17 protein-coding genes are annotated in these 18,393 nt (G+C 41.8%); 8 read left to right on the top strand and 9 right to left on the bottom strand.

All coding sequences use genetic code 11. The annotated features are described in order from the left end of the window. Together H1A14_RS07760 and H1A14_RS07755 are read right to left on the bottom strand one after the other, a co-directional pair. Positions 1-1,368: a DEAD/DEAH box helicase gene (locus H1A14_RS07760; RefSeq protein WP_194775668.1), complete on the bottom strand. Its 1,368-nt coding sequence runs from the start codon at positions 1,366-1,368 to the stop codon at positions 1-3. Positions 1,369-1,379: 11 nt separating this feature from the next. Continuing rightward, the gene (locus H1A14_RS07755) at positions 1,380-1,700 is read right to left on the bottom strand and encodes a DoxX family protein (RefSeq protein WP_317174860.1); all 321 of its coding nucleotides are present in this window, start codon (positions 1,698-1,700) and stop codon (positions 1,380-1,382) included. Between the two features lie 257 nt (positions 1,701-1,957). On the opposite strand from H1A14_RS07755, the gene H1A14_RS07750 reads away from it, so the two are divergent. Further along, entirely contained in the window at positions 1,958-3,709 is a 1,752-nt protein-coding gene (locus H1A14_RS07750) for a gamma-glutamyltransferase family protein (RefSeq protein ID WP_194775961.1), read from the top strand. A gap of 9 nt (positions 3,710-3,718) precedes the next feature. On the opposite strand, the gene H1A14_RS07745 is transcribed toward H1A14_RS07750, so the two are convergent. The 4 genes from H1A14_RS07745 to H1A14_RS07730 all read right to left on the bottom strand — a co-directional run bounded on the left by H1A14_RS07745 (position 3,719) and on the right by H1A14_RS07730 (position 8,526). Next, complete coding sequence (locus H1A14_RS07745; RefSeq protein ID WP_194775666.1) at positions 3,719-4,258, bottom strand: hypothetical protein; 540 nt, start codon at positions 4,256-4,258, stop codon at positions 3,719-3,721. Between the two features lie 53 nt (positions 4,259-4,311). Continuing rightward, positions 4,312-5,601, bottom strand: coding sequence for a hypothetical protein (locus tag H1A14_RS07740; protein ID WP_194775665.1), 1,290 nt, complete (start codon positions 5,599-5,601; stop codon positions 4,312-4,314). Between the two features lie 12 nt (positions 5,602-5,613). After that, on the bottom strand, positions 5,614-6,180 hold the full coding sequence (locus H1A14_RS07735) for a YceI family protein (protein WP_194775664.1): 567 nt from the start codon (positions 6,178-6,180) through the stop codon (positions 5,614-5,616). A 678-nt stretch (positions 6,181-6,858) separates the two neighbouring features. Further along, positions 6,859-8,526 carry a DUF6909 family protein gene (locus H1A14_RS07730; protein WP_194775663.1) on the bottom strand — a complete coding sequence of 556 codons (1,668 nt, stop codon included), beginning with the start codon at positions 8,524-8,526 and terminating at the stop codon, positions 6,859-6,861. Positions 8,527-9,020: 494 nt separating this feature from the next. Here H1A14_RS07730 and H1A14_RS07725 point away from each other — a divergent pair, with 494 nt between their 5' ends. From H1A14_RS07725 to H1A14_RS07715, 3 genes are read left to right on the top strand one after another with little or no spacing between them, the layout of a single operon-like run. Next, complete coding sequence (locus tag H1A14_RS07725) at positions 9,021-9,449, top strand: hypothetical protein (RefSeq protein WP_194775662.1); 429 nt, start codon at positions 9,021-9,023, stop codon at positions 9,447-9,449. Continuing rightward, positions 9,449-10,204, top strand: a complete 756-nt coding sequence (locus H1A14_RS07720; protein ID WP_194775661.1) for a YoaK family protein — start codon at positions 9,449-9,451, stop codon at positions 10,202-10,204. The genes H1A14_RS07725 and H1A14_RS07720 overlap by 1 nt, the downstream gene beginning before the upstream one ends. A gap of 26 nt (positions 10,205-10,230) precedes the next feature. Next, positions 10,231-10,926 (top strand): TetR/AcrR family transcriptional regulator, encoded by a 696-nt coding sequence (locus H1A14_RS07715; RefSeq protein WP_194775660.1) that lies wholly within the window; start codon positions 10,231-10,233, stop codon positions 10,924-10,926. Between the two features lies 1 nt (position 10,927). Here the strand turns inward: H1A14_RS07715 and msrA are convergent, their stop codons facing one another. From msrA to H1A14_RS07700, 3 genes are all read right to left on the bottom strand, one after another. Further along, complete coding sequence (gene msrA / locus H1A14_RS07710; protein WP_194775659.1) at positions 10,928-11,503, bottom strand: peptide-methionine (S)-S-oxide reductase MsrA; 576 nt, start codon at positions 11,501-11,503, stop codon at positions 10,928-10,930. A 141-nt stretch (positions 11,504-11,644) separates the two neighbouring features. Continuing rightward, positions 11,645-11,884: a DUF3253 domain-containing protein gene (locus H1A14_RS07705; RefSeq protein ID WP_317174858.1), complete on the bottom strand. Its 240-nt coding sequence runs from the start codon at positions 11,882-11,884 to the stop codon at positions 11,645-11,647. A 21-nt stretch (positions 11,885-11,905) separates the two neighbouring features. Further along, the gene (locus tag H1A14_RS07700; protein ID WP_194775658.1) at positions 11,906-12,457 is read right to left on the bottom strand and encodes a class I SAM-dependent methyltransferase; all 552 of its coding nucleotides are present in this window, start codon (positions 12,455-12,457) and stop codon (positions 11,906-11,908) included. 208 nt (positions 12,458-12,665) lie between these two features. Between H1A14_RS07700 and H1A14_RS07695 the strand changes: the two genes are divergently transcribed. The 4 genes from H1A14_RS07695 (at position 12,666) to H1A14_RS07680 (ending at position 18,390) form a co-directional block, all read left to right on the top strand. Beyond that, complete coding sequence (locus tag H1A14_RS07695; RefSeq protein WP_194775657.1) at positions 12,666-14,363, top strand: amidohydrolase family protein; 1,698 nt, start codon at positions 12,666-12,668, stop codon at positions 14,361-14,363. A 5-nt stretch (positions 14,364-14,368) separates the two neighbouring features. Further along, the gene (locus H1A14_RS07690) at positions 14,369-15,754 is read left to right on the top strand and encodes an amidohydrolase (protein WP_194775656.1); all 1,386 of its coding nucleotides are present in this window, start codon (positions 14,369-14,371) and stop codon (positions 15,752-15,754) included. 37 nt (positions 15,755-15,791) lie between these two features. Beyond that, positions 15,792-17,090 (top strand): amidohydrolase family protein, encoded by a 1,299-nt coding sequence (locus tag H1A14_RS07685; RefSeq protein WP_194775655.1) that lies wholly within the window; start codon positions 15,792-15,794, stop codon positions 17,088-17,090. A gap of 127 nt (positions 17,091-17,217) precedes the next feature. After that, on the top strand, positions 17,218-18,390 hold the full coding sequence (locus tag H1A14_RS07680; protein ID WP_194775654.1) for an NlpC/P60 family protein: 1,173 nt from the start codon (positions 17,218-17,220) through the stop codon (positions 18,388-18,390). Positions 18,391-18,393 lie beyond the last annotated feature (3 nt).

The raw sequence follows: 18,393 nt of genomic DNA, 5'->3' as shown, positions 1-18,393 counted from the left end.
CTATTCATTGATGTTTTTTCTGCTCCTAAATTTAGAGCCTGAATGCTGTGATTTAGGTTGAGTTGCAGGTTTTGGGCTATCCCCATGAGAGGATTTTGAAGGCTGAATGTCTTGTGGCCTCGACTGTGAATGAGCTCCTGCTTTTTTGTTTCCTCCAAAACGCTTTTTACCCTTCTTGAAGTTATTGCCTGACGGACGTTTCTCTCCAGAACTCTTACCATTACTCTGATAGGACGGACCTTCCATAAATCCTTCCGGAAGGGGCAATTTGGTCACCTCCATACCAATCAGACTTTCTATGCGGTTAAATTTATATCGGTCCTTGTCATTGATAAACGTGATGGCTTCCCCGGTTTTATCCGCTCTAGCGGTTCTTCCTACCCGATGCACATAGTCCTCAGGATCGTTGGGTGTATCATAATTGACTATCAATTCTATCCCCACCACATCTATTCCTCTCGAGATGATATCGGTTCCTACCAAGATCTTGAGCGATTTATTCTTAAAGTCAGACATAATCTGCTCTCTTTCAACTTGCTCTAAATCAGAGTGAAATGCTTCCACTTGGAATTTCTTTCTCAGGACTTTGTGTAGGCTCTTTACTTTTTCTTTGGTAGAGGCAAAAATAATGACGGCCTCATATTCTTTTTGAGATAAGATATGAGTGACCAGTTCCTCTTTTTGGGAATCATAGGCCAAATACGCAGATTGGGTTACCCCTTCTGCTGTTTTTCCTAAGGCAATGTTGATTTCTACAGGCTCATTTCTTAAAATCTGTTTGGCAAAATGCCTGATTTTGGGAGGCATGGTAGCTGAAAAAAGGATGGTTTGCCTGTCTTTTGGCAGGTAATTCACAATCTTTAGAATATCCTCAGAGAAACCCATGTCCATCATGCGGTCGGCTTCATCCAAGATCAAATGTTGAAGAGAACTGAGGTCCATTTTTCCACCGGCCAGCAGTGCAATCAACCTACCTGGGGTCGCCACCACTATTTCGGACCCCAATTCCAAGGCCTTGCGTTGTTGTTCCCATACAATTCCGTCTCCTCCTCCATACACCGGGATGGAGCTGATGCCACAGAAATAGGCAAAACCCTGAATCTGTTGGTCGATTTGTATGGCCAATTCGCGTGTCGGCGCCAGGATAAGGGTGTTTAATTTAGTGGAACCGCTTTGTGCAATTTTATGCAGGATAGGCAAGATAAAAGCTGCGGTTTTTCCTGTTCCTGTCTGTGCACAGGCAATCAGGTCTTTACCATCCATTAAGGCCGGTATGGCCTCTTCTTGGATTGGGGTGGGTTTTTCAAAACCCATGGCATCCAGGCCTTCCTGGAGTGATGTTTCAAAATTAAAACGGTCGAAATTCAATGTGTTTTTTTTTATGTGTATAAATAAGCCCAGAAAATCAATACCAATTGTAATGGCAGACGGATCAATAATGCCCATTCCGGGATTCCTTTTGATTTTTTCTGGTACATGTACAAGTTTGCCGGGAAAACAGCAACCAATAAAAGGATGATACCCCAGGCCGCCAGGCTCCTCGTAGACTCATGTAACAAACCTAATCCCAAAATAATCTCCGCCAAACCAGCAATTTTATTGAGGAGTTTGGGATTGGGAAGATATGGAGGCATTATTCTGAGATATACTTTTGGCTTTACAAAGTGCATGATGCCTGCCATCACGTATAGTGTAGCCATTATGTATAAGAAAAAATCTTTCATTAAGTTTTGATGTAAAGATGAAATTATATATTTAAATTAAAAATTCCATCCTGAAATAAATTGGATTTTTCTTTTAATTAAGTAAAAATGCAATACCACTAAAGTTTAAAATAATGAAAGCGCCTCTTATCCAAACGATAAAATCCTTTTTGAGCAGTTTGCCCTTTTTTTTGATTTTTTTAGGGGCTACCGCCCAAACCACCCAAAAGCCTGTGCTCCATGGTAAACACTGGATGGCCATAACCGGAAAGCCGCTGGCTGCCACGGCAGGAGCAGTAACCTTTGCCAAAGGTGGTAATGCGGTAGATGCCGCCTGTGCCATGCTGGCTGCCACTTGCACCATGTGGGATGTGTTGAGCTGGGGAGGGGAAACCCAAGCCTTGATTTACAACCCGAATACCAAACAAGTAGTGGCCATCAATGCCCTGGGAGTCGCTCCCACTGGTGCTACACCCGAATTTTTTCAGGAAAAAGGCATGCCTTATCCTCCAGAATTTGGGCCCTTGGCCGCTACCACCCCCGGTACAGTAGGTGGCCTCATTACCATGCTTTCAGAGTTCGGCACCTTATCACTCGCTGAGGTCTTGGCCCCGGCTATGGAAATGGCCCTAGGATATCCCATTGATGCTCAAACTGCTGATGCCATAGAAAAAAACAAAGATAAAATCAAAGCATGGAGTTACTCTAAAAAAGTCTTTCTGCCGCATTTGGGGGAAGAAAGGGAGGCGCCACATGCCGGTGAAGTATTTGTTCAGGAGGACCTGTACCAAACTTTATCCCAATTGGTGGAGGCTGAGAAAAAGGCCTTAGACGAGGGAAAGAGTAGAACAGAAGCCTTACAAGCAGCCTATGATCGCTTTTACACAGGTGATATAGCAGAAGAAATAGTAAGATCGGTTCAGGAACAGGATGGCCTGTTTACCCTAGAGGACCTGGCCAAATGGAATGTGAAAATTGAAGAGCCACTTAGCATCGAATACAAAGGAATTGAAGTATATAAACTGAAGGAATGGACACAGGGGCCAGCTTTGCTGCAATCCCTGAATATCCTTGAGAATTTTGATCTGAAGAACATGGGTTACAATTCGTCCCAATACATCAACACGGTGTATCAGGCCATGAGTCTTGCTTTCGCAGACCGTGATTTCTACTATGGAGATCCTGATTTTTCACCCAGGAGCCCCATGAAGGGTTTACTCTCCAAAGAATATGCGAAAGACCGGGCAAAATTGATTTTGAAGGACAAAAACAATGAAAAAATTGGCCCGGGAGACCCTTACCCCTTCCAGAATGAAGTCAATCCTTTCAGAGATCTATTGGAAGTTCAAAATGAAAGCCGGGCATTCAATCGGTCTAATGAACCCATTTCAGGTCTGGATGATGCGTTCTTGGAGGCTTTTTGGCGTGGAACGACCACGGTACAAGCTGCGGACAAGGAAGGTTGGGTGGTTTCCATCACACCGAGTGGAGGCTGGATTCCTGCGGTGATTGCCGGAAATACAGGTGTTGGGCTTTCGCAGCGGATGCAAAGCTTTGTATTGGACCAAAGTCTCAACCCATTCAATGTGGTCAATCCAGGAAAAAGACCAAGAGTAACCCTCACCCCAAGCCTGGCGCTTAAAGACGGAAAACCCTTTCTTTCTTTTGCTGTTCAGGGAGGTGACACCCAAGACCAAAATTTACTTCAATTTTTTCTGAACATAGTGGAATTTGATATGAGTGTCCAAGAGGCTGCAGAAGCCGCCAACATCAATTCCTACCAAATGCAAAGTTCTTTTGGCGAGCATGAAGTCAGACCGGGAGCCATCACACTACAAAGTGAAACTCCCTCCTGGGTCAGAAGGGAGTTAAAGGGCATGGGTTATAAAATGGATTTTCAGAACCGTACCTCAGGACCCATCAATGCCATCTGGTTTGATTGGCAACATGGCACTTTTTGGGGAGGATCGAGCAATCATGGTGATGATTATGGCATAGGTTGGTGACCTAGATCATTAGTGGGTTGAAAAACCCAGGATCAATTCCAGATGAAGCTCCTCCTCTACTTTGATCAATCCACCCATTTTTTTGGGGGTTTCCAAACCGAGATCGGAGAATCCCAGCACTAAGTGGGTTTTTACCCCTTCAGATACCCTTTCCAACTCGAGGTCTTCGAAATCCAACCGCTTACCCACCATATTGACACTCAGATCACAGTAATATTTCCCCTTCTTGGTCATCAGGTTTCGAACCCTTACCCTGGCTTTGGGAAATTCCTTTGATTTGATCGTCTTTTTGAAATCCCTATTCAAAATAAAATTGCCACATCCAAAATCATCCACCAAAATATCAAATATCAGATCGGGAACTTTCTGGTTTTCAAAATCCACAAACAGCGTGTCATATCCTTTTTCCACATATTTGCAGTTAAAGCCTCCAATGGAGGTTTGGCCCTCGACCGCAATCATTTTTTCTTCAATGACAATCTTGCTTTCTACCACTGCTTCAGTGGAGACCCCCACAATCAACCAAACTAGGATCAGAATCAAATTCATAGGAAAAGAGACATTTAAGTGGATAATCGCAGTTGGACAATTTAATAGAGGCCTTAGAAGCCTACTACTCCCTCAATCATCAGTCCATGGAACCTTCCTCCATTTCTGATATCTGTGGAGGCAAATCCGCTATAATTTTGGTTTACATACTCGATTTTGGCCAGGATATTTTTGGTGACAAACCAGCCTCCACCTACTTGGATACGGTCTATACTAACCTCAAGATTGGATCCTGAAAGCGGCCCATTGACCTCATTGTATCGACCAGCAACATAAAACTTCTCTTGGTTACCAAACCGGTACATTAGATCCAATCCCAATTGATTCCAAGTTCTGTTTTCTGTTTCGGCGGCAGTGGAACCCGTGGATTGCTCAAAGTTACCAAAGAATTCCAAACCTTTGTATTTGATGAATGGGTTGATCACCCAAGCAGTGATATTGTCCGTTTGGTTGGGATTGAATCTTCCTGAGGTGAAATTCCCCGAAACGGAAGCCAAGGTATTCTCCATGACCCAATAATACCTGGAACCTGTCCTGTCTCCACCCCAAAGCGTATTCCTGTTGGAACCCGGAGTGGTGTAAATAGAACCCGTTAATCTTACCCGAAGATCTTCGGCAACTACATTATCATACCCAAATTTACCAATAAAATTGTTTCGGCGGGCCTGTGGGTTGGTAATTCCTCCTTGGATTTCTCCTCCTGTCACGGCTGCCATGGCCAACCAGCCATTGCTTTGGAAAAACAGTTCAGCCCCAACTTCTGTGGTAAAGGCATCCATGATGTAGTTTCCAACAAAAGGGTTCCACATCGCATTTCCGTTGTCAGTTCTTCTGAAGTGGGCATCACCATAGTTGATTTCCATGTGCCCGACCCGTAAGGTAAGGTATTTGCTAAACCACTCCGGATTACCGAAAAATGGCAACTTATCGACTTGAATATATCCACCTTTGACCCAAGCCTCAGGGTGGTGTCTGGAAGATAGGTAAGTGATCAGGTTTAACCTGATACCATCTGCCAAGATCACGTCGATATTGAGATTGGCGGTGGCTAGATTTGTTCCGGAACCAATTTCCATCAGTTGATTGGTATTGACACCGTTGGCATTCAATACCGCCTCGGAGGTGTTGGAATGGCTGATGTTCTGGTATTGTTGTGTAAAGTGGCCCCCGATTCTTACCCGCATGCCCTCATAGGCAACAGAGTCTGCTTTTCCGGTTTCAAAAACATTGACACCCCTTTGATCATAAGGTCTCCAGAACTGCATGTCCCTTTGAAGCCCCTGGCTGAATCCAGCAACGGTGATGCTGAAAAACACAATACTAAATAAAAGTCCTTTGTTCATGGTGTTAAATATTTATAATGGTTTAAATAAAACTTCAAAATGGATGGTTACATCGTTGCCTGTCTTGACGGTTCCCAAGAGGGCAGTTGGCGGATCAATATCAAAATCTGTCAATTTGCAATCGTGGCTGCCTTTAATTAGGATGTTTTCACCACTGAACTCGGTGTCGACAGGGAAGGTCACCGATCTCGTCTTTCCGGCTATGGTGAAGTCTCCTGTCGCTTGATACTGCCCCCCATTGGATTTCCAATCTGTCAATTTGAAAGTGACAGTTTTATGGTTCTTGGTTTTGAGTGCCGCATAAGCATTTTTGTCCATGCCATTTTTACCGCTTTTGATACTTTCAGCTGGCATTTCAATGCTTAAGTCCCTCACCTGATGGATCTTGTTGTCTTCTAATGTAAATTTCCCTTTTCCCTTTGCCTGATTGGAGACCATGTCCCAGTCATGAAGGGTTGAGGTTCCGGAAATTTTGAGTTTGGGCTCACCACTCAATTCAAAAGATTGTTGTGCCAGCACTTGGCCAATCGCAAAACAGACCAATATTATTAGGCTAAACTGTCGGAGATAATGTATCATATTTGTTTGAATGTAGATTTGATTGAGTAAAGATAGGTCGATAAACCGCTCATTTTCATGACATAAGTCATATTTAAAAATGATTAAATACTATTTTTGAAAATTTAAATGGAGGAATGGATTAAACCCTTAAGAATTTAGGAATTAAATCATTTTAAGACAGTTCAGTGTTTTGTTGAAGGATTTCAGGTTAATTTTCTTAACCACGCAGTTGCCTAGTCCACATAGAATTTCGCTATCAATATTAAAGAAGAAGCTTCCCGTATTAGTCTGCGGTATGAAAGAACCATTAACAATTGAGATCTGGAAAAATTGGAGACGTATTGTGAAGTCAGAATTCAAATCTTTGTGATTTCCTATGCGGTAAACCATTTTAGAAAAATTCCGGTAAAAGGCACGAAGGAGAAAGCGCAAAGATAAAAATAGGTGAATCAGAAAATCAGAAAAGATATATAGGTGAAAGCATTAAAGCTTTCCTTCATCATTCTAGACTTGGACGAAATGTTCATGGTGACGGAGATTATAGCAAGGGACTTAAATCAAGAGTAACCAAAAGTATATCTTTTAAAAAGTGTTTTTAAAAGTTGAAAGGCAAAATCCATTTCCTTTTACCCTTTTTAAAAAGAAAAACCACCTGATTGCTGCTCTTAAATTGAGGCAGCTTAAAATCAACCTTGCTCAATCGAATATTTTTTTCAGAATCTTGTAGGTAATCAGGTAAGTAGGTCTAACTCCTTCCATCCCCAAAGCACCTGAAGCGAGGGTGCCGCCGGTTTCGAGCGGATTGTCGGAAGCATAGTAGGCATACAGGACCTTGACTGTTTTTCGTATGCTGTTTCTGATTTTACTGGCCGATTGGATGGCTTTCTGGTAATGAGCTCCCTCCATTTCGAGTCCTACAGCCTTCCAGGAAGATTCCATAAAGTAACTCAATACATCTTTGTTTTGCAGGGAGGTACCCAGAACAGTAATCATTGGTCCTTCATAAACGCCTAAACCATATCCTTCAAAATCACTGGATTTCAATTCGTTTTTGAATGGATAATTGTCGGCAGTACCTTCAAAAACATGGCTATTCGGTATCATGATATCACCCTTACTTCCAGTCAAAATCCCTGCTTTGCCCATGATAGAAGCCGACACCACATCCAATGCGATGGACTTTCCTTCCGTTTCAAAAGGTTTTAAAAGCTCGTCAAAACACTCATATGCCTGTTCGCCAAAAGCATAATCCATCACAATGATTACAGGTTTTTTAGCAGCCTCCTCAGGAATTTTACATCCAGGCAATACAGTTTCCTTGGACATGCGGGCAGTATCAAAGATTTGTACACCTATATTCGTTCCAGATAAATCGGGCAAGTCGATGAAGCCGTTTTTATGGGCATAAGTAAAAATTTCCTTTGATTTGTTTTTCTTTGCGCCAACACTGATTTCTGAAGCCACTTTTTCAATGGCCTCAAATGAATCCAAACCCAATAACTGATGGCCGTAAATGGTATTCAGGATGCTGTGGAGATTGGCACTGATGATGTGGATGGGTCGGTGGATCAAATCCTCTTCTTCCAACACCTGCTTGATCCGGTTGGCCCAAAGCTCTCCGTAGACATGATGTCCCACCCGTTCCCGTAGGGTGGCGGAAAAATAAATCTCCCTGTCCGCCTCAAATGTGACTTCATCCATGGCCAACTTACCTAAATGATAAACTATGGAAAACAGGCTGTTGGGATTATGGGATGCTTCGAATTTTTTGACAGCCTGATGGGTTTCATCAAAGGTACGGCCTGTGATGTGGCTCAGGTAAGAACAGGCCGCTTCTTCGTCAAACTCCTCCCCCTGATTTTCCTTTTCCACTATTTTGGCCAACATTTCCCAATTCAAGTTAATCCTACCCTTGTGGTCGGTGCTGTTTGTCCTGATTTTTTCTGATTCGATGTACAAAAAAGTAAGGTGTGTCAAGATATCATAGATGTCAGATTTGCCCCTCGTCATTTCCACATACATCTGATCCTTATCCACCCTGTAGCAGTTTCGCTTTCTTTTGGCAGGGATCAACGTTTCAAAATCTGAATTTTCATATCCCTCGCGGCTGATTAACCTCACAAAACGACATTCTTCTATGCCCCTGGGCAAACGCTCCATCACATACAATAAGCCATCCAATTCCACCTTTTCATCATCGATGACTAAACCGTATATTTCCGGACTCAATACCAATAGGGAACTAACCAAAGATTCTCCCGAAACACCCATGGGTTTGTAGGATCCTCTCATAAAAAGGTGTCTCATGGTAATGTAGAGTTTTTCTATTGCTGACCTTGATTCCTGTGCCCTGGTTCTTTTCATCGATACGAAATATTTGTTGGTAAAAGTCAGTCAAATTTACAAAAAATTCTTGGCTACTTGTTTACCTACCTTTGCAAATTGCCGTTTTTGTGTCTTCGCTCTTATTCGATTGATCATTGGGTATGGATAAATACTTGAAGGCTATACCTGTTTACTACCAATCATTTGCTCAGTTTATTGTGTTAAAAAGAAATCTGAGGTTGTTTTATTAATCATGAAAGGAAGAAAAAGAGATAAATACCTCAAAGTGGGGATAAAAATGAATCATGTTTGAACTCGCACTTGTATCAATAGTTCGTGATTATGAAATTAAATTCTGATTTTAAAAATTTATTCTGAAAAATCAAAATAAAAGAGAAATTTCTGCGAATATGATAAAATTTACCACCGTATTAAAAATAAATACCAAAAAAAGAAACCTTTGAGGCATGGTTTTGGTTAACTTTAAATTGGTAAGTGAAAGTAATACTACCATTTTAAAAAGTAAAATTGTTATGCTCTTAAAAGGTCTTATATATTCTATCCCTGTATTTTTGGTGACTGCTGTGATATTTTTGTCATTGAGTTCAGACAATCCTGAGAAGTTAATTTTAGGTGATTGGCAGGAATTGGAGTGGTCGTATGAAAAAGCAGACGACCTTCCCTTATTTTATTACGACCTTTCCAAAATCATCAAGCATGAGGCAGAAAAATGGGTGTTTAAAGATGGTAGAAAAATTGAATTTCATAAGGACAATGAATTGGTAACTGTGGCGGATTATGTAATCAAGGGACGGGGCCATATTTTAAAATTGACTTACCCCAATGGTAAGGAAGAAAGATATGATATCAAGGAACTCAACCACAATGAAATGATTTTGAATTTCGATATCGGTATGGAAACCAGAGGAATAGCCAAGCTTACTTTCAAGAGGAAATCTTAATGCTCAGCAAAGGAAGAGAAAAAAGAACAACAGGAGATAACTTACTGTTGGCCGGTACCACAGCTACTGCAGCAGGAATGACCAATGTAATCAGTGTAATTGCATTTTTTGCTTTCACATCGAATGTAACAGGACATGTGGCCATTTTTGCTGAAGAAATAGTGAAAGGTCATTGGCACCAGGTTTTCGTGGTATTCATTTGGCTGTTTTTATTTTTGTTTGGCGCTTTCTTATCTAATTACTTGATCACTTCAGTTGCCAAAAAAGGCACTTATTTTTCCCATTCGGTTCCTGTACTGCTGGAAATTATCGTTTTGCTTGCCATAGCCATCTATGGACATCAATACTACCAGGAAACCTTAAGGGAAACGGAATTTATGATTGCTGGTTTGCTCTTTTGCATGGGACTTCAAAACGGTATGGTGTCCACCATATCAGGCGGAATAGTCAAAACCACGCACGTAACTGGTCTTTTTACTGACTTAGGAGCAGAAATTTCCCAATGGCTTCATCCAAGTACTACCAACACCAAAGTGTTGAAAGACAGACTTTATCTTCGATTTGCCATCCTGGGTTTTTATATTTTCGGAGGATTGATTGGTGGTAAGGCTTTTTTGAGCTTTGACTTCCAAGCGTTGTATCTGGTCTGTGTGATTTTGCTTTTTGTGGCTTATTATGATTTGACCATGGTCATTACAAGAAAAACGATCCGAAAAATCAAAAGACCATCGTATGAAATGCAGGAACAAAATTGAATAGTAAAAGCAGATAATCCCCCACAATGGAACTCAACATACATTACCCCAATAACCCGAATCTATTTATTAAAAACCCGGAGACCTCTTCTTTGGGTCTCAAGATTATTGAACAGAGTATATTACTCATCCAGGACCTTGGGTTGGAAGATTTTAATTTCAAAAAACTCGCCTGCGCACTAGAGACCAATGAATCTTCCATTTATCGCTATTTTGAAAACAAACACAACCTCCTGATTTACCTTACCTCCTGCTATTGGGACATCCTTGCCTTAAAGATTGAATTCTCAACCAATCACATAAAAAATCCCGAAGAAAAACTTGATAGGCTACTGGATGTTGTAACCGACATAAAAAAAGCTTCCCCAAAAATTTCCAATATCAATGTAGAAGACTTACATGATATAGTAATTTCAGAGTCTTCCAAAGCCTACTTAACCAAAAAGGCGATGAAGGAAAGTCAGGACGGCTTCTTTGAAAGTTACAGCAGGTTGATCAAATCCATCGCGGATATTTTCATAGAAGTCAACGATGAATATCCTTTCCCCAAGGCCTTGGCAATTAATTTGTTGGAAACCACCTATGAACAATATTTTTTCTCTAAATACTTTAAGCCCTTTACTGAAATCAATAACGAGAAAGAAAGTAGTGTTAGGGCTTTTCTGGAGACGCTGATTTACAATACATTGAAAGTGGATAAAACCAAAATACTGGAAAAATAGCTCAGTCAGCCTTCAGCTTTTCTTCAAATACTTTTTTGAATTTATCATACTTTGGTTTAATTACAAATTGGCAATAAGGCGCGGAACTATTGTTCTGATAATAGTTCTGATGATAATTTTCTGCCTCATAAAAATTGGAGAAAGGGGTGATTTCTGTCACTATGGCTTTATCAAAAGCACCTGATTTTTGAAGTTTATCTTTTAAATAAATGGCGTCTTTTTCTTGGCTTTCATGGTGAAAAAATATGGCAGACCTGTATTGAGGTCCCACATCAGCCCCTTGTCTGTTCAAAGTCGTGGGATCATGGGTGGCCCAGAAGATTTCCAAAATCTCCTGAAAAGAAATGATCTTGGGATCATAAAAAAACTGAATTACCTCAGCATGTCCGGTAGTCCCTGTCGTAATATCTCTGTAAGTGGGGTTTTCTACAAATCCCCCGCTATAACCTGACTTCACTCCCATGACACCAACCAATCGCTGATAGATGGCCTCGATGCACCAAAAGCACCCCGAACCAAGCGTGGCTACTTCCATACCATCCGGTATGTTGACTTCTGTTAGGGGTAAGGTCTCCATGTTTTGTATATTTATAGGTGGACTGTATATTTTAGGAAAACTAGAATTCACAAATCTTCAATAAAAACCCAACCTAAAAATAGACCAATTGGTTTAACTGTCTTACAGTTCCTGATGAATTTCTTACAGCAGACTATCACGTTATGGTGCAAGTTTGATCCTAACCGGACCTTTTGGCAAAGAGTTAGTTTTGATGGGTTGTCCATTCTGACTTACCAAAATGAGCCCTTCTTGGTAAAGGAGCATCATTTCTGTTTTTACATCATCCATAAAAAGCTCCCAATCTTGCGGATACAACCACCTCACAACCTCCGAAGGACAGAAAGTGGATGCACCTCTCCTCCTTCCCATTTCCAATATGGCTGTTCTAAGGACATTCACTCTTTTTACCTTAACTCTTGTTTAAGGGGTAGGCTGGCAAACCATGATAAATGTAGGCGGGAAGTTTTTAAGTGTAAATGCAGTTTTCACGTCATAGAAATGTTTCGAAAATTGGTATTTCAATAGATATGAATAACATATCTGGATGAAAAGACCTTTTTTCTGGAGAAAAGAACTGCTCTTTCTATAAATCTCGTTTCTGGCCTCTTTGGGAATCAGGCTGAAAGGTAAAGAAGAAAGGATAAGATCGGCTTGGTTATCACCCAAGTACAGGTCTATATGTTCTGCGGAATCACAAATGACGATGACGTTTTTGTTTGCAAACTCGACCTTTAGGTTTTCACAAAATGCCTCACTAATTTCGAAAACATATAATGTCGCATCAGCATCCATTCTGTCCACAATTCCTCTTGTGATGCTCCCATCACCCCCTCCTAATTCAACGATGGTCCGTGCGCCTTGAAAGTCCGCAAAAGATAACATTTTGTTGACCAAAGATCTTGAGCTAAAGGTAACTGCACCGGTTTTATTGATGTTGGTAAACAACTCTTTTAATAGGATATTTTTGTTCATTGTGGTTAAATGCGAATTTAAAAAGACTCAAATTTAGTCAGAATTTTTGGATTTAGAATCTTTTCTTTTTCGGTAAGACAAATACAGGAAAATTACGAGGGGTTAACTACCACTCTTCCTTATATAAAGTCATTTTGAAAAAATAAAGTTTAAGCATCACAAATCTTTTCTTAGATTACAGCCAGTTTTTAATCAACTAATCCGATTTATGATCATTACCACTAAAAATTACAAGCAGTTTCTGCTGTTGTTTTGGTGTAGTTTAACCTTTACTTTTTCTTCCGTCGCACAAAGTGACCATACGGGAAAAAGAAGAGTTTCTTCCGCCTATGCCATTACCAATACCAATTTGTTTTCCTCCCCGGAAAAATCTCAGACCAAAGTCACCATCATCATTAAAGATGGCCTTATCCATGAAATCGGCCCTAATCCCACTATCCCTTCAGAAGCGCAATTAATTCAGGGAGATTCCCTTTTTGTTTATGCGGGTTTTATTGATCCTGCAGGTGACATGGGGGTTAGCAAGCCTGACGAGCCCAATAGGCCAAGTGATTTTGATTCTTCTAATCCTGCTGATGAATTTGCAGGCATTACCCCTTACAGAAATGTAATGGACCAGTTTGATGCAAAAAACAGTAAAATAGAGGAATGGAGAAAACTTGGATTTACAGTTACGCAATTGATCCCAGATGGAGGTATGTTACCCGGTAAAACCTCCGTCATAGTCCTGGGTGATCCCAATAACCCGAACCTTTTGGCCCAAAATACTGCTTTATCGGCTAAATTCACCGGAGCAAGAGGCATGTATCCTGCAACTACATTGGGGGTGATGTCAAAATTTCGTGAAATTTATCAAAATGCAACCTTGTCCTCCAGGCATGAAAATCTTTTTGCTTCCAATGCCGGCTTGAAGAGACCGGCAAAGAACAAAACCTACGAAGCCTTCTACCCTACCCTAGACAAAAGCATTCCCATCATTTTTGAAGTATCGAATGAGTTAGAAATGAGGAGAGCCATCAAACTTCAAAAAGAGTTAGGTTTTGACCTTGTACTTGCCGGTGTGCAAGATGGAGAAGAAGTGATTCCTAGCCTCATTGACGCCAATGCGAAAGTGCTCTTTTCGCTTCAGCTCCCTGAAGACAAAGCCTCAAAATCGGAGCCTAAGGAGGATGCTGAAGAACAAGCCAAAAGAATTGACAGGGTGAAAGAATCATATGAAAAATCTCTGAAACAGGCTGGTATTTTTGAGGATGCGGGTATTCCTTTTGCCTTCCATACCAAAGGTGCCAAAAGCGGAGACATGATCAAAAACATCAGGTTGATGATTGAGAACGGATTATCTGAGTCAGCTGCTTTAGCTGCCCTCACTGTCAACGGTGCCAAAATTCTGGGAATAGAAAAAATGGCCGGCACGATAGAAAAAGGCAAACTGGCCAATCTTGTGCTCCTTACTGACACCCTTTTCAAAGAAGAAGCCCAAATCAAACATGTCTTGGCCGATGGTTATTTATTTGATTATGATATCAAGCCCAAGAAGAATGGGAAAAAAGAAAACGGTGATGGGGATGTATCCATCGAAGGGAAGTGGAGGTACACTTCCAGTACACCCGCCGGAAGCTCAGAGGGCGAAATGAATTTCAGCAAAGTAGCGGATGACTATACCGGGACCATCACTTTGGATAACCCTACAGGTTCTGGCACCCTCAAGCCTGAAATGAAAGAAATCAGTCTGTCAGGTAACAAATTATCCTTCAGTTTCGAAGTGAATGTTCAAGGAAACAACTTATCCATACAAGTTTCCGGAGAAGTAGATGGGGAAGAATTCTCAGGAAGTATGTCTGTGGCAGAATTTGGCAGTTTTCCTTTGGATGCCACTAAAGTACCAGAAAACGCCATTAAACTATGATGATCATGAATAAAAACATATACCTATTGTTGGCAGGCTTGATTTTACTTGTCAATGCAGGATTTGCCCAAACCAAAAAAGGAAGCGTATTAATCAAAAATGCAACCGTGTTGACCATTACACAAGGGGTATTGGAAAACACCGATGTGTTGGTGGAAAACGGTGTGATCCGCAGGATCGGACAGGGAATTAATGCTCCTGCCAATACCATCACCATAAATGCGGCTGGCAAATACCTGATGCCGGGGATCATTGATGCCCACTCTCACATCGCACTCGATGCAGTCAACGAAGCCACCTCCCCTATCACCGCCGAGGTAAAAATGGAAGATGTGGTCAATCCTTTTGAGGTGTCGATCTATCGTGCTTTAGCTGGGGGTGTTACCATATCTCACGCCATGCACGGCTCAGCCAATGCTATTGGCGGACAAAACATCACCTTGAAACATCGCTACGGTACTTTCGATCCTGATGACCTGTTGATGAAAGAAGCACCGCGAACCATTAAGTTTGCTTTGGGAGAAAACCCCACCAGAGTCCATGGCCGAGGAAAAAGTATACAGCCAAGGACAAGAATGGGTGTGGAAGCGGTGATCAGAAATGGGTTTAAAGAAGCTCAACAGTACCAGAAAGCATGGAAAGACTACGAAAATGCCTCCAAGCAAAGAAACAGTACCGCGGTACCGCCGAAATATGACCCGCGATTGCAGACACTGGCAGATATATTGGATGGACAGATCATCATTCACTGCCATTCTTACAGGGCAGATGAAATATACATGTTGATCAATGTTTGTAGAGAATTTGATATAAAGAATATCGTTTTCTCCCACGTCAACGAGGGCTTTAAAGTCGCTCCTGAATTGGCAGCATATACCATGGGGGCTTCCGTTTTTGCTGACTGGTGGGCTTACAAGTTTGAAGTTTACTACAGCACGGCCTTCAATGCAGCCATCCTGACCAGAAATGGGGTGGTCACCTCCATCAATTCAGATTCGGGTGAACTCATCCGACACCTGTACCATGAGGCGGCCAAGACCCAGCGGTATGGAGAACTGAGTGATGAAGAAGCCTTGGCTTTGATCACCATCAATCCTGCCAAACAACTTGGAATCGAACAATTTGTAGGTTCGATTGAAGTTGGTAAACAGGCAGATTTGGTCGTTTTTGACGAACATCCGCTTTCGGTGTATGCGGTACCTCAGATGACTTTTGTGGATGGAGTGAAATACTTTGACATCAATGAAGATCAAGATGACCAAAGGTTAAAGGTGAGTGCCACAGAAATGGTGGAGCCCATTTACCTGAAAGAACATGACCACAAATGCATGCAGGATGTGGACTTTTTCTTTACCAATTTCGGTAGAACCCTTTTTGGTCACACCCATTGATCTTAAGTGCTGTCAAATACAGTTAACGAATTAAAACATGAAAAAAATAAGCTTAATCATAATCAGTTGTTTTTTGGCATTCCTGGCTCAAGCCCAGATTGACGGTGAAGTCCTTAAACCCCAAAGCGGCAAGTTCCTGCTTCAAAACGCCACAGTGGTTACCGTGACACAAGGCATTCTGGAAGGAAGCAGTGTGCTGATCAATGATGGAAAAATTGAAGCGGTAGGTCAAAACCTCAGCAGTGATGGCGCGACGGTCATAGACTGTTCTGGCCATTACATTTATCCTGGGATGTTCGATGGTGGTACCCGCCTCGGCTTGGTGGAAGTCAATTCTGTACCAGAAACCCAGGATTTTGCAGAAATCGGTGATGTCACGCCGAACATGCAGGCTTTAACTGCCGTCAATCCTAATGCTGTGGCTATACCGGTGACCCGGGTTAGCGGCGTCACCACTACCTTGGCGGTACCTTCAGGGGGTATCTTTCCCGGCACAGCTGCATTGATCAATCTCAATGGCTATACTCCGGATCAAATGTATGCGGGCTTTAAAGGCCTTGTAATGAATTTTCCCTCTTCTGCACGAAGAAGCACTTATGATCGAAGAAGCGAAGAGGACATCAAAAAAGATGCGGAAAAATCGATGAAGAATATTGCTGAGATTTGGGGAAATGCCAAAAAATACCATGCTCTTAAAGAAAAAGGCGGACAGCTTCAATATTATCCTGAAATGGAGCATCTTTCAAAAGCGGTTTCCGGCGAAATGACCATGCTTATCGAGGTCAATGCTGCAAGTGATATAGAACAAGCCATCAAATGGATTAAAGAAAATGAAGTCAAAGCTATCCTTACCGGAGTTGCAGAGGGCTGGAGAGTGGCCGATAAAATCGCAGAGGCAAATCTTCCCGTAATCACAGGACCTATGCTTTCCATTCCCACCAGAGAATCCGATCGCTTCGATGCATCCTATGCCAATGCCGGAAAAATGGCCAAAGCGGGTGTCAAGGTAGCCATCAGAACCAATGATGCAGAAAACGTAAGAAACCTTCCCTTTAATGCCGGCTTCGCTGCTGCCTATGGTTTGGGCAAAGAGGAAGCACTGAAGGCGGTCACCATCAATCCTGCCGAGATATTTGGCGTAGCCGACCAATTGGGTTCCATTGAGGTAGGAAAAAATGCCACCTTGTTGGTAGCTGATGGAGACCCATTTGAAACCAAGACCCAAATCAAACACGTCTTTATTGATGGATATAAGATCCCAATGACCAGTAGGCATATTCAGCTTTATCAGGAGTTTATTGAAAGGAACCCAGGTCTTGAAAAAAATGTCAAATAATGCATCGCTGTTACTTTGATGATTTTTCAGATAGGGTCCATCTAAACGATTATAAAATATTGACACATTCAACTTAACCCATTAAATCTACATTTGATTTTGTATTTTAAACACTCCATCTAAGTTTATGCTGAAATACAATACGCTATCTGCCGTTTTAATTTTTGGATCAATTGGCTTGGGATTGTTGGCTTGTGATGAAATTAAATCTGAAGTGGCCAGTGAAATCATTTCCAATACAGAAGCTGAATTTGTACCTGATAAACGGGTTGCGATTTTTGAAGTAAAAACGGACAAAGGAAAATTGGTCGGTCAAACCAATTTGCCTGAAGCCCATGACCTTTTATTGTCAAGGTTGGATGAAGCGGGTATTGATTTTGAAGACCACATTGAAATTCTTCCTCATGCTGACCTAAAAGACAAAACACGGGCTTTGGTCACCATTTCAGTAGCCAACCTCCGAAGTTCACCCAGGCACAGTGCAGAATTAGCCACCCAAGCCATCATGGGCACACCCCTGAAGGTCCTTAAAGAAGATGACAATTGGTTCCAGGTGCAAACCCCAGATGATTACATTGCTTGGGTGGATGCCGCAGGGATCAGCTTAAAGTCCGAGCATGAGTTGGGAAAATGGCTAACTTCCGATTTGCTTGTATTTGAGGCCATGACAGGCCAAGTTTACAGCAAGGAAGATGAAACTGAAATGGTCAGTGATCTGACAGCCGGAAACCTTTTCCTCAATATGGGAACCTCCAACAAGCATTGGGCCATCCAATTGCCAGATGGTCGTGAAGGTTGGGTCAGGAAAAATGAGACAAAAGATCTAAAAGTATGGTTGAGTGAAAGAAACACAGAGGCAGACAACCTGATCAAGACAGCCAAAAGCATGATGGGCTTGCCCTATCTCTGGGGAGGCACTTCTATCAAAGGGGTTGATTGCAGTGGTTTTACCAAAACCATCTTTTTTTTAAATGGACAAATCATTCCTAGGGATGCCTCTCAACAAGTGCATGAAGGTGAATTGGTAGATGATCAAAAAAACTGGGACAACTTGCAGGTGGGGGATTTGTTGTTTTTTGGTGTTCCGGGCAATGATGAAGAAAGTGAAAAGGTGATTCATGTTGGGATGTGGATCGGAGATCGATCTTTCATCCATTCCAGGGGAAGGGTACGGATCAGTAGTTTTGATCCGGAAAGCCCCGATTTCGATGAATATGAATTGAATCGTTACCTGCGAACCAAAAGGATTGTCGGACAAGACAGTGAAAAGGTATTTCCCATCTCAGCTTTATTAAAATAAATC

The organism is Pararhodonellum marinum (assembly GCF_015354735.1).
Taxonomy (GTDB): domain Bacteria; phylum Bacteroidota; class Bacteroidia; order Cytophagales; family Cyclobacteriaceae; genus Pararhodonellum; species Pararhodonellum marinum.
The sequence above is the reverse complement of the archived record's forward strand: the minus strand, read 5'-3'. Positions and strand labels throughout refer to the sequence as shown.

Excerpts from the sequence above, each read along its gene's own strand:
- H1A14_RS07755 (WP_317174860.1), bottom strand. The coding sequence starts at position 1,700 with ATGGCTACACTATACGTGATGGCAGGCATCATGCACTTTGTAAAGCCA.
- H1A14_RS07750 (WP_194775961.1), top strand. The coding sequence starts at position 1,958 with ATGGCCATAACCGGAAAGCCGCTGGCTGCCACGGCAGGAGCAGTAACC.
- H1A14_RS07745 (WP_194775666.1), bottom strand. The coding sequence starts at position 4,258 with ATGAATTTGATTCTGATCCTAGTTTGGTTGATTGTGGGGGTCTCCACT.
- H1A14_RS07740 (WP_194775665.1), bottom strand. The coding sequence starts at position 5,601 with ATGAACAAAGGACTTTTATTTAGTATTGTGTTTTTCAGCATCACCGTT.
- H1A14_RS07735 (WP_194775664.1), bottom strand. The coding sequence starts at position 6,180 with ATGATACATTATCTCCGACAGTTTAGCCTAATAATATTGGTCTGTTTT.
- H1A14_RS07730 (WP_194775663.1), bottom strand. The coding sequence starts at position 8,526 with ATGAAAAGAACCAGGGCACAGGAATCAAGGTCAGCAATAGAAAAACTC.
- H1A14_RS07725 (WP_194775662.1), top strand. The coding sequence starts at position 9,021 with ATGCTCTTAAAAGGTCTTATATATTCTATCCCTGTATTTTTGGTGACT.
- H1A14_RS07720 (WP_194775661.1), top strand. The coding sequence starts at position 9,449 with ATGCTCAGCAAAGGAAGAGAAAAAAGAACAACAGGAGATAACTTACTG.
- H1A14_RS07715 (WP_194775660.1), top strand. The coding sequence starts at position 10,231 with ATGGAACTCAACATACATTACCCCAATAACCCGAATCTATTTATTAAA.
- msrA (WP_194775659.1), bottom strand. The coding sequence starts at position 11,503 with ATGGAGACCTTACCCCTAACAGAAGTCAACATACCGGATGGTATGGAA.
- H1A14_RS07700 (WP_194775658.1), bottom strand. The coding sequence starts at position 12,457 with ATGAACAAAAATATCCTATTAAAAGAGTTGTTTACCAACATCAATAAA.
- H1A14_RS07695 (WP_194775657.1), top strand. The coding sequence starts at position 12,666 with ATGATCATTACCACTAAAAATTACAAGCAGTTTCTGCTGTTGTTTTGG.
- H1A14_RS07690 (WP_194775656.1), top strand. The coding sequence starts at position 14,369 with ATGAATAAAAACATATACCTATTGTTGGCAGGCTTGATTTTACTTGTC.
- H1A14_RS07685 (WP_194775655.1), top strand. The coding sequence starts at position 15,792 with ATGAAAAAAATAAGCTTAATCATAATCAGTTGTTTTTTGGCATTCCTG.
- H1A14_RS07680 (WP_194775654.1), top strand. The coding sequence starts at position 17,218 with ATGCTGAAATACAATACGCTATCTGCCGTTTTAATTTTTGGATCAATT.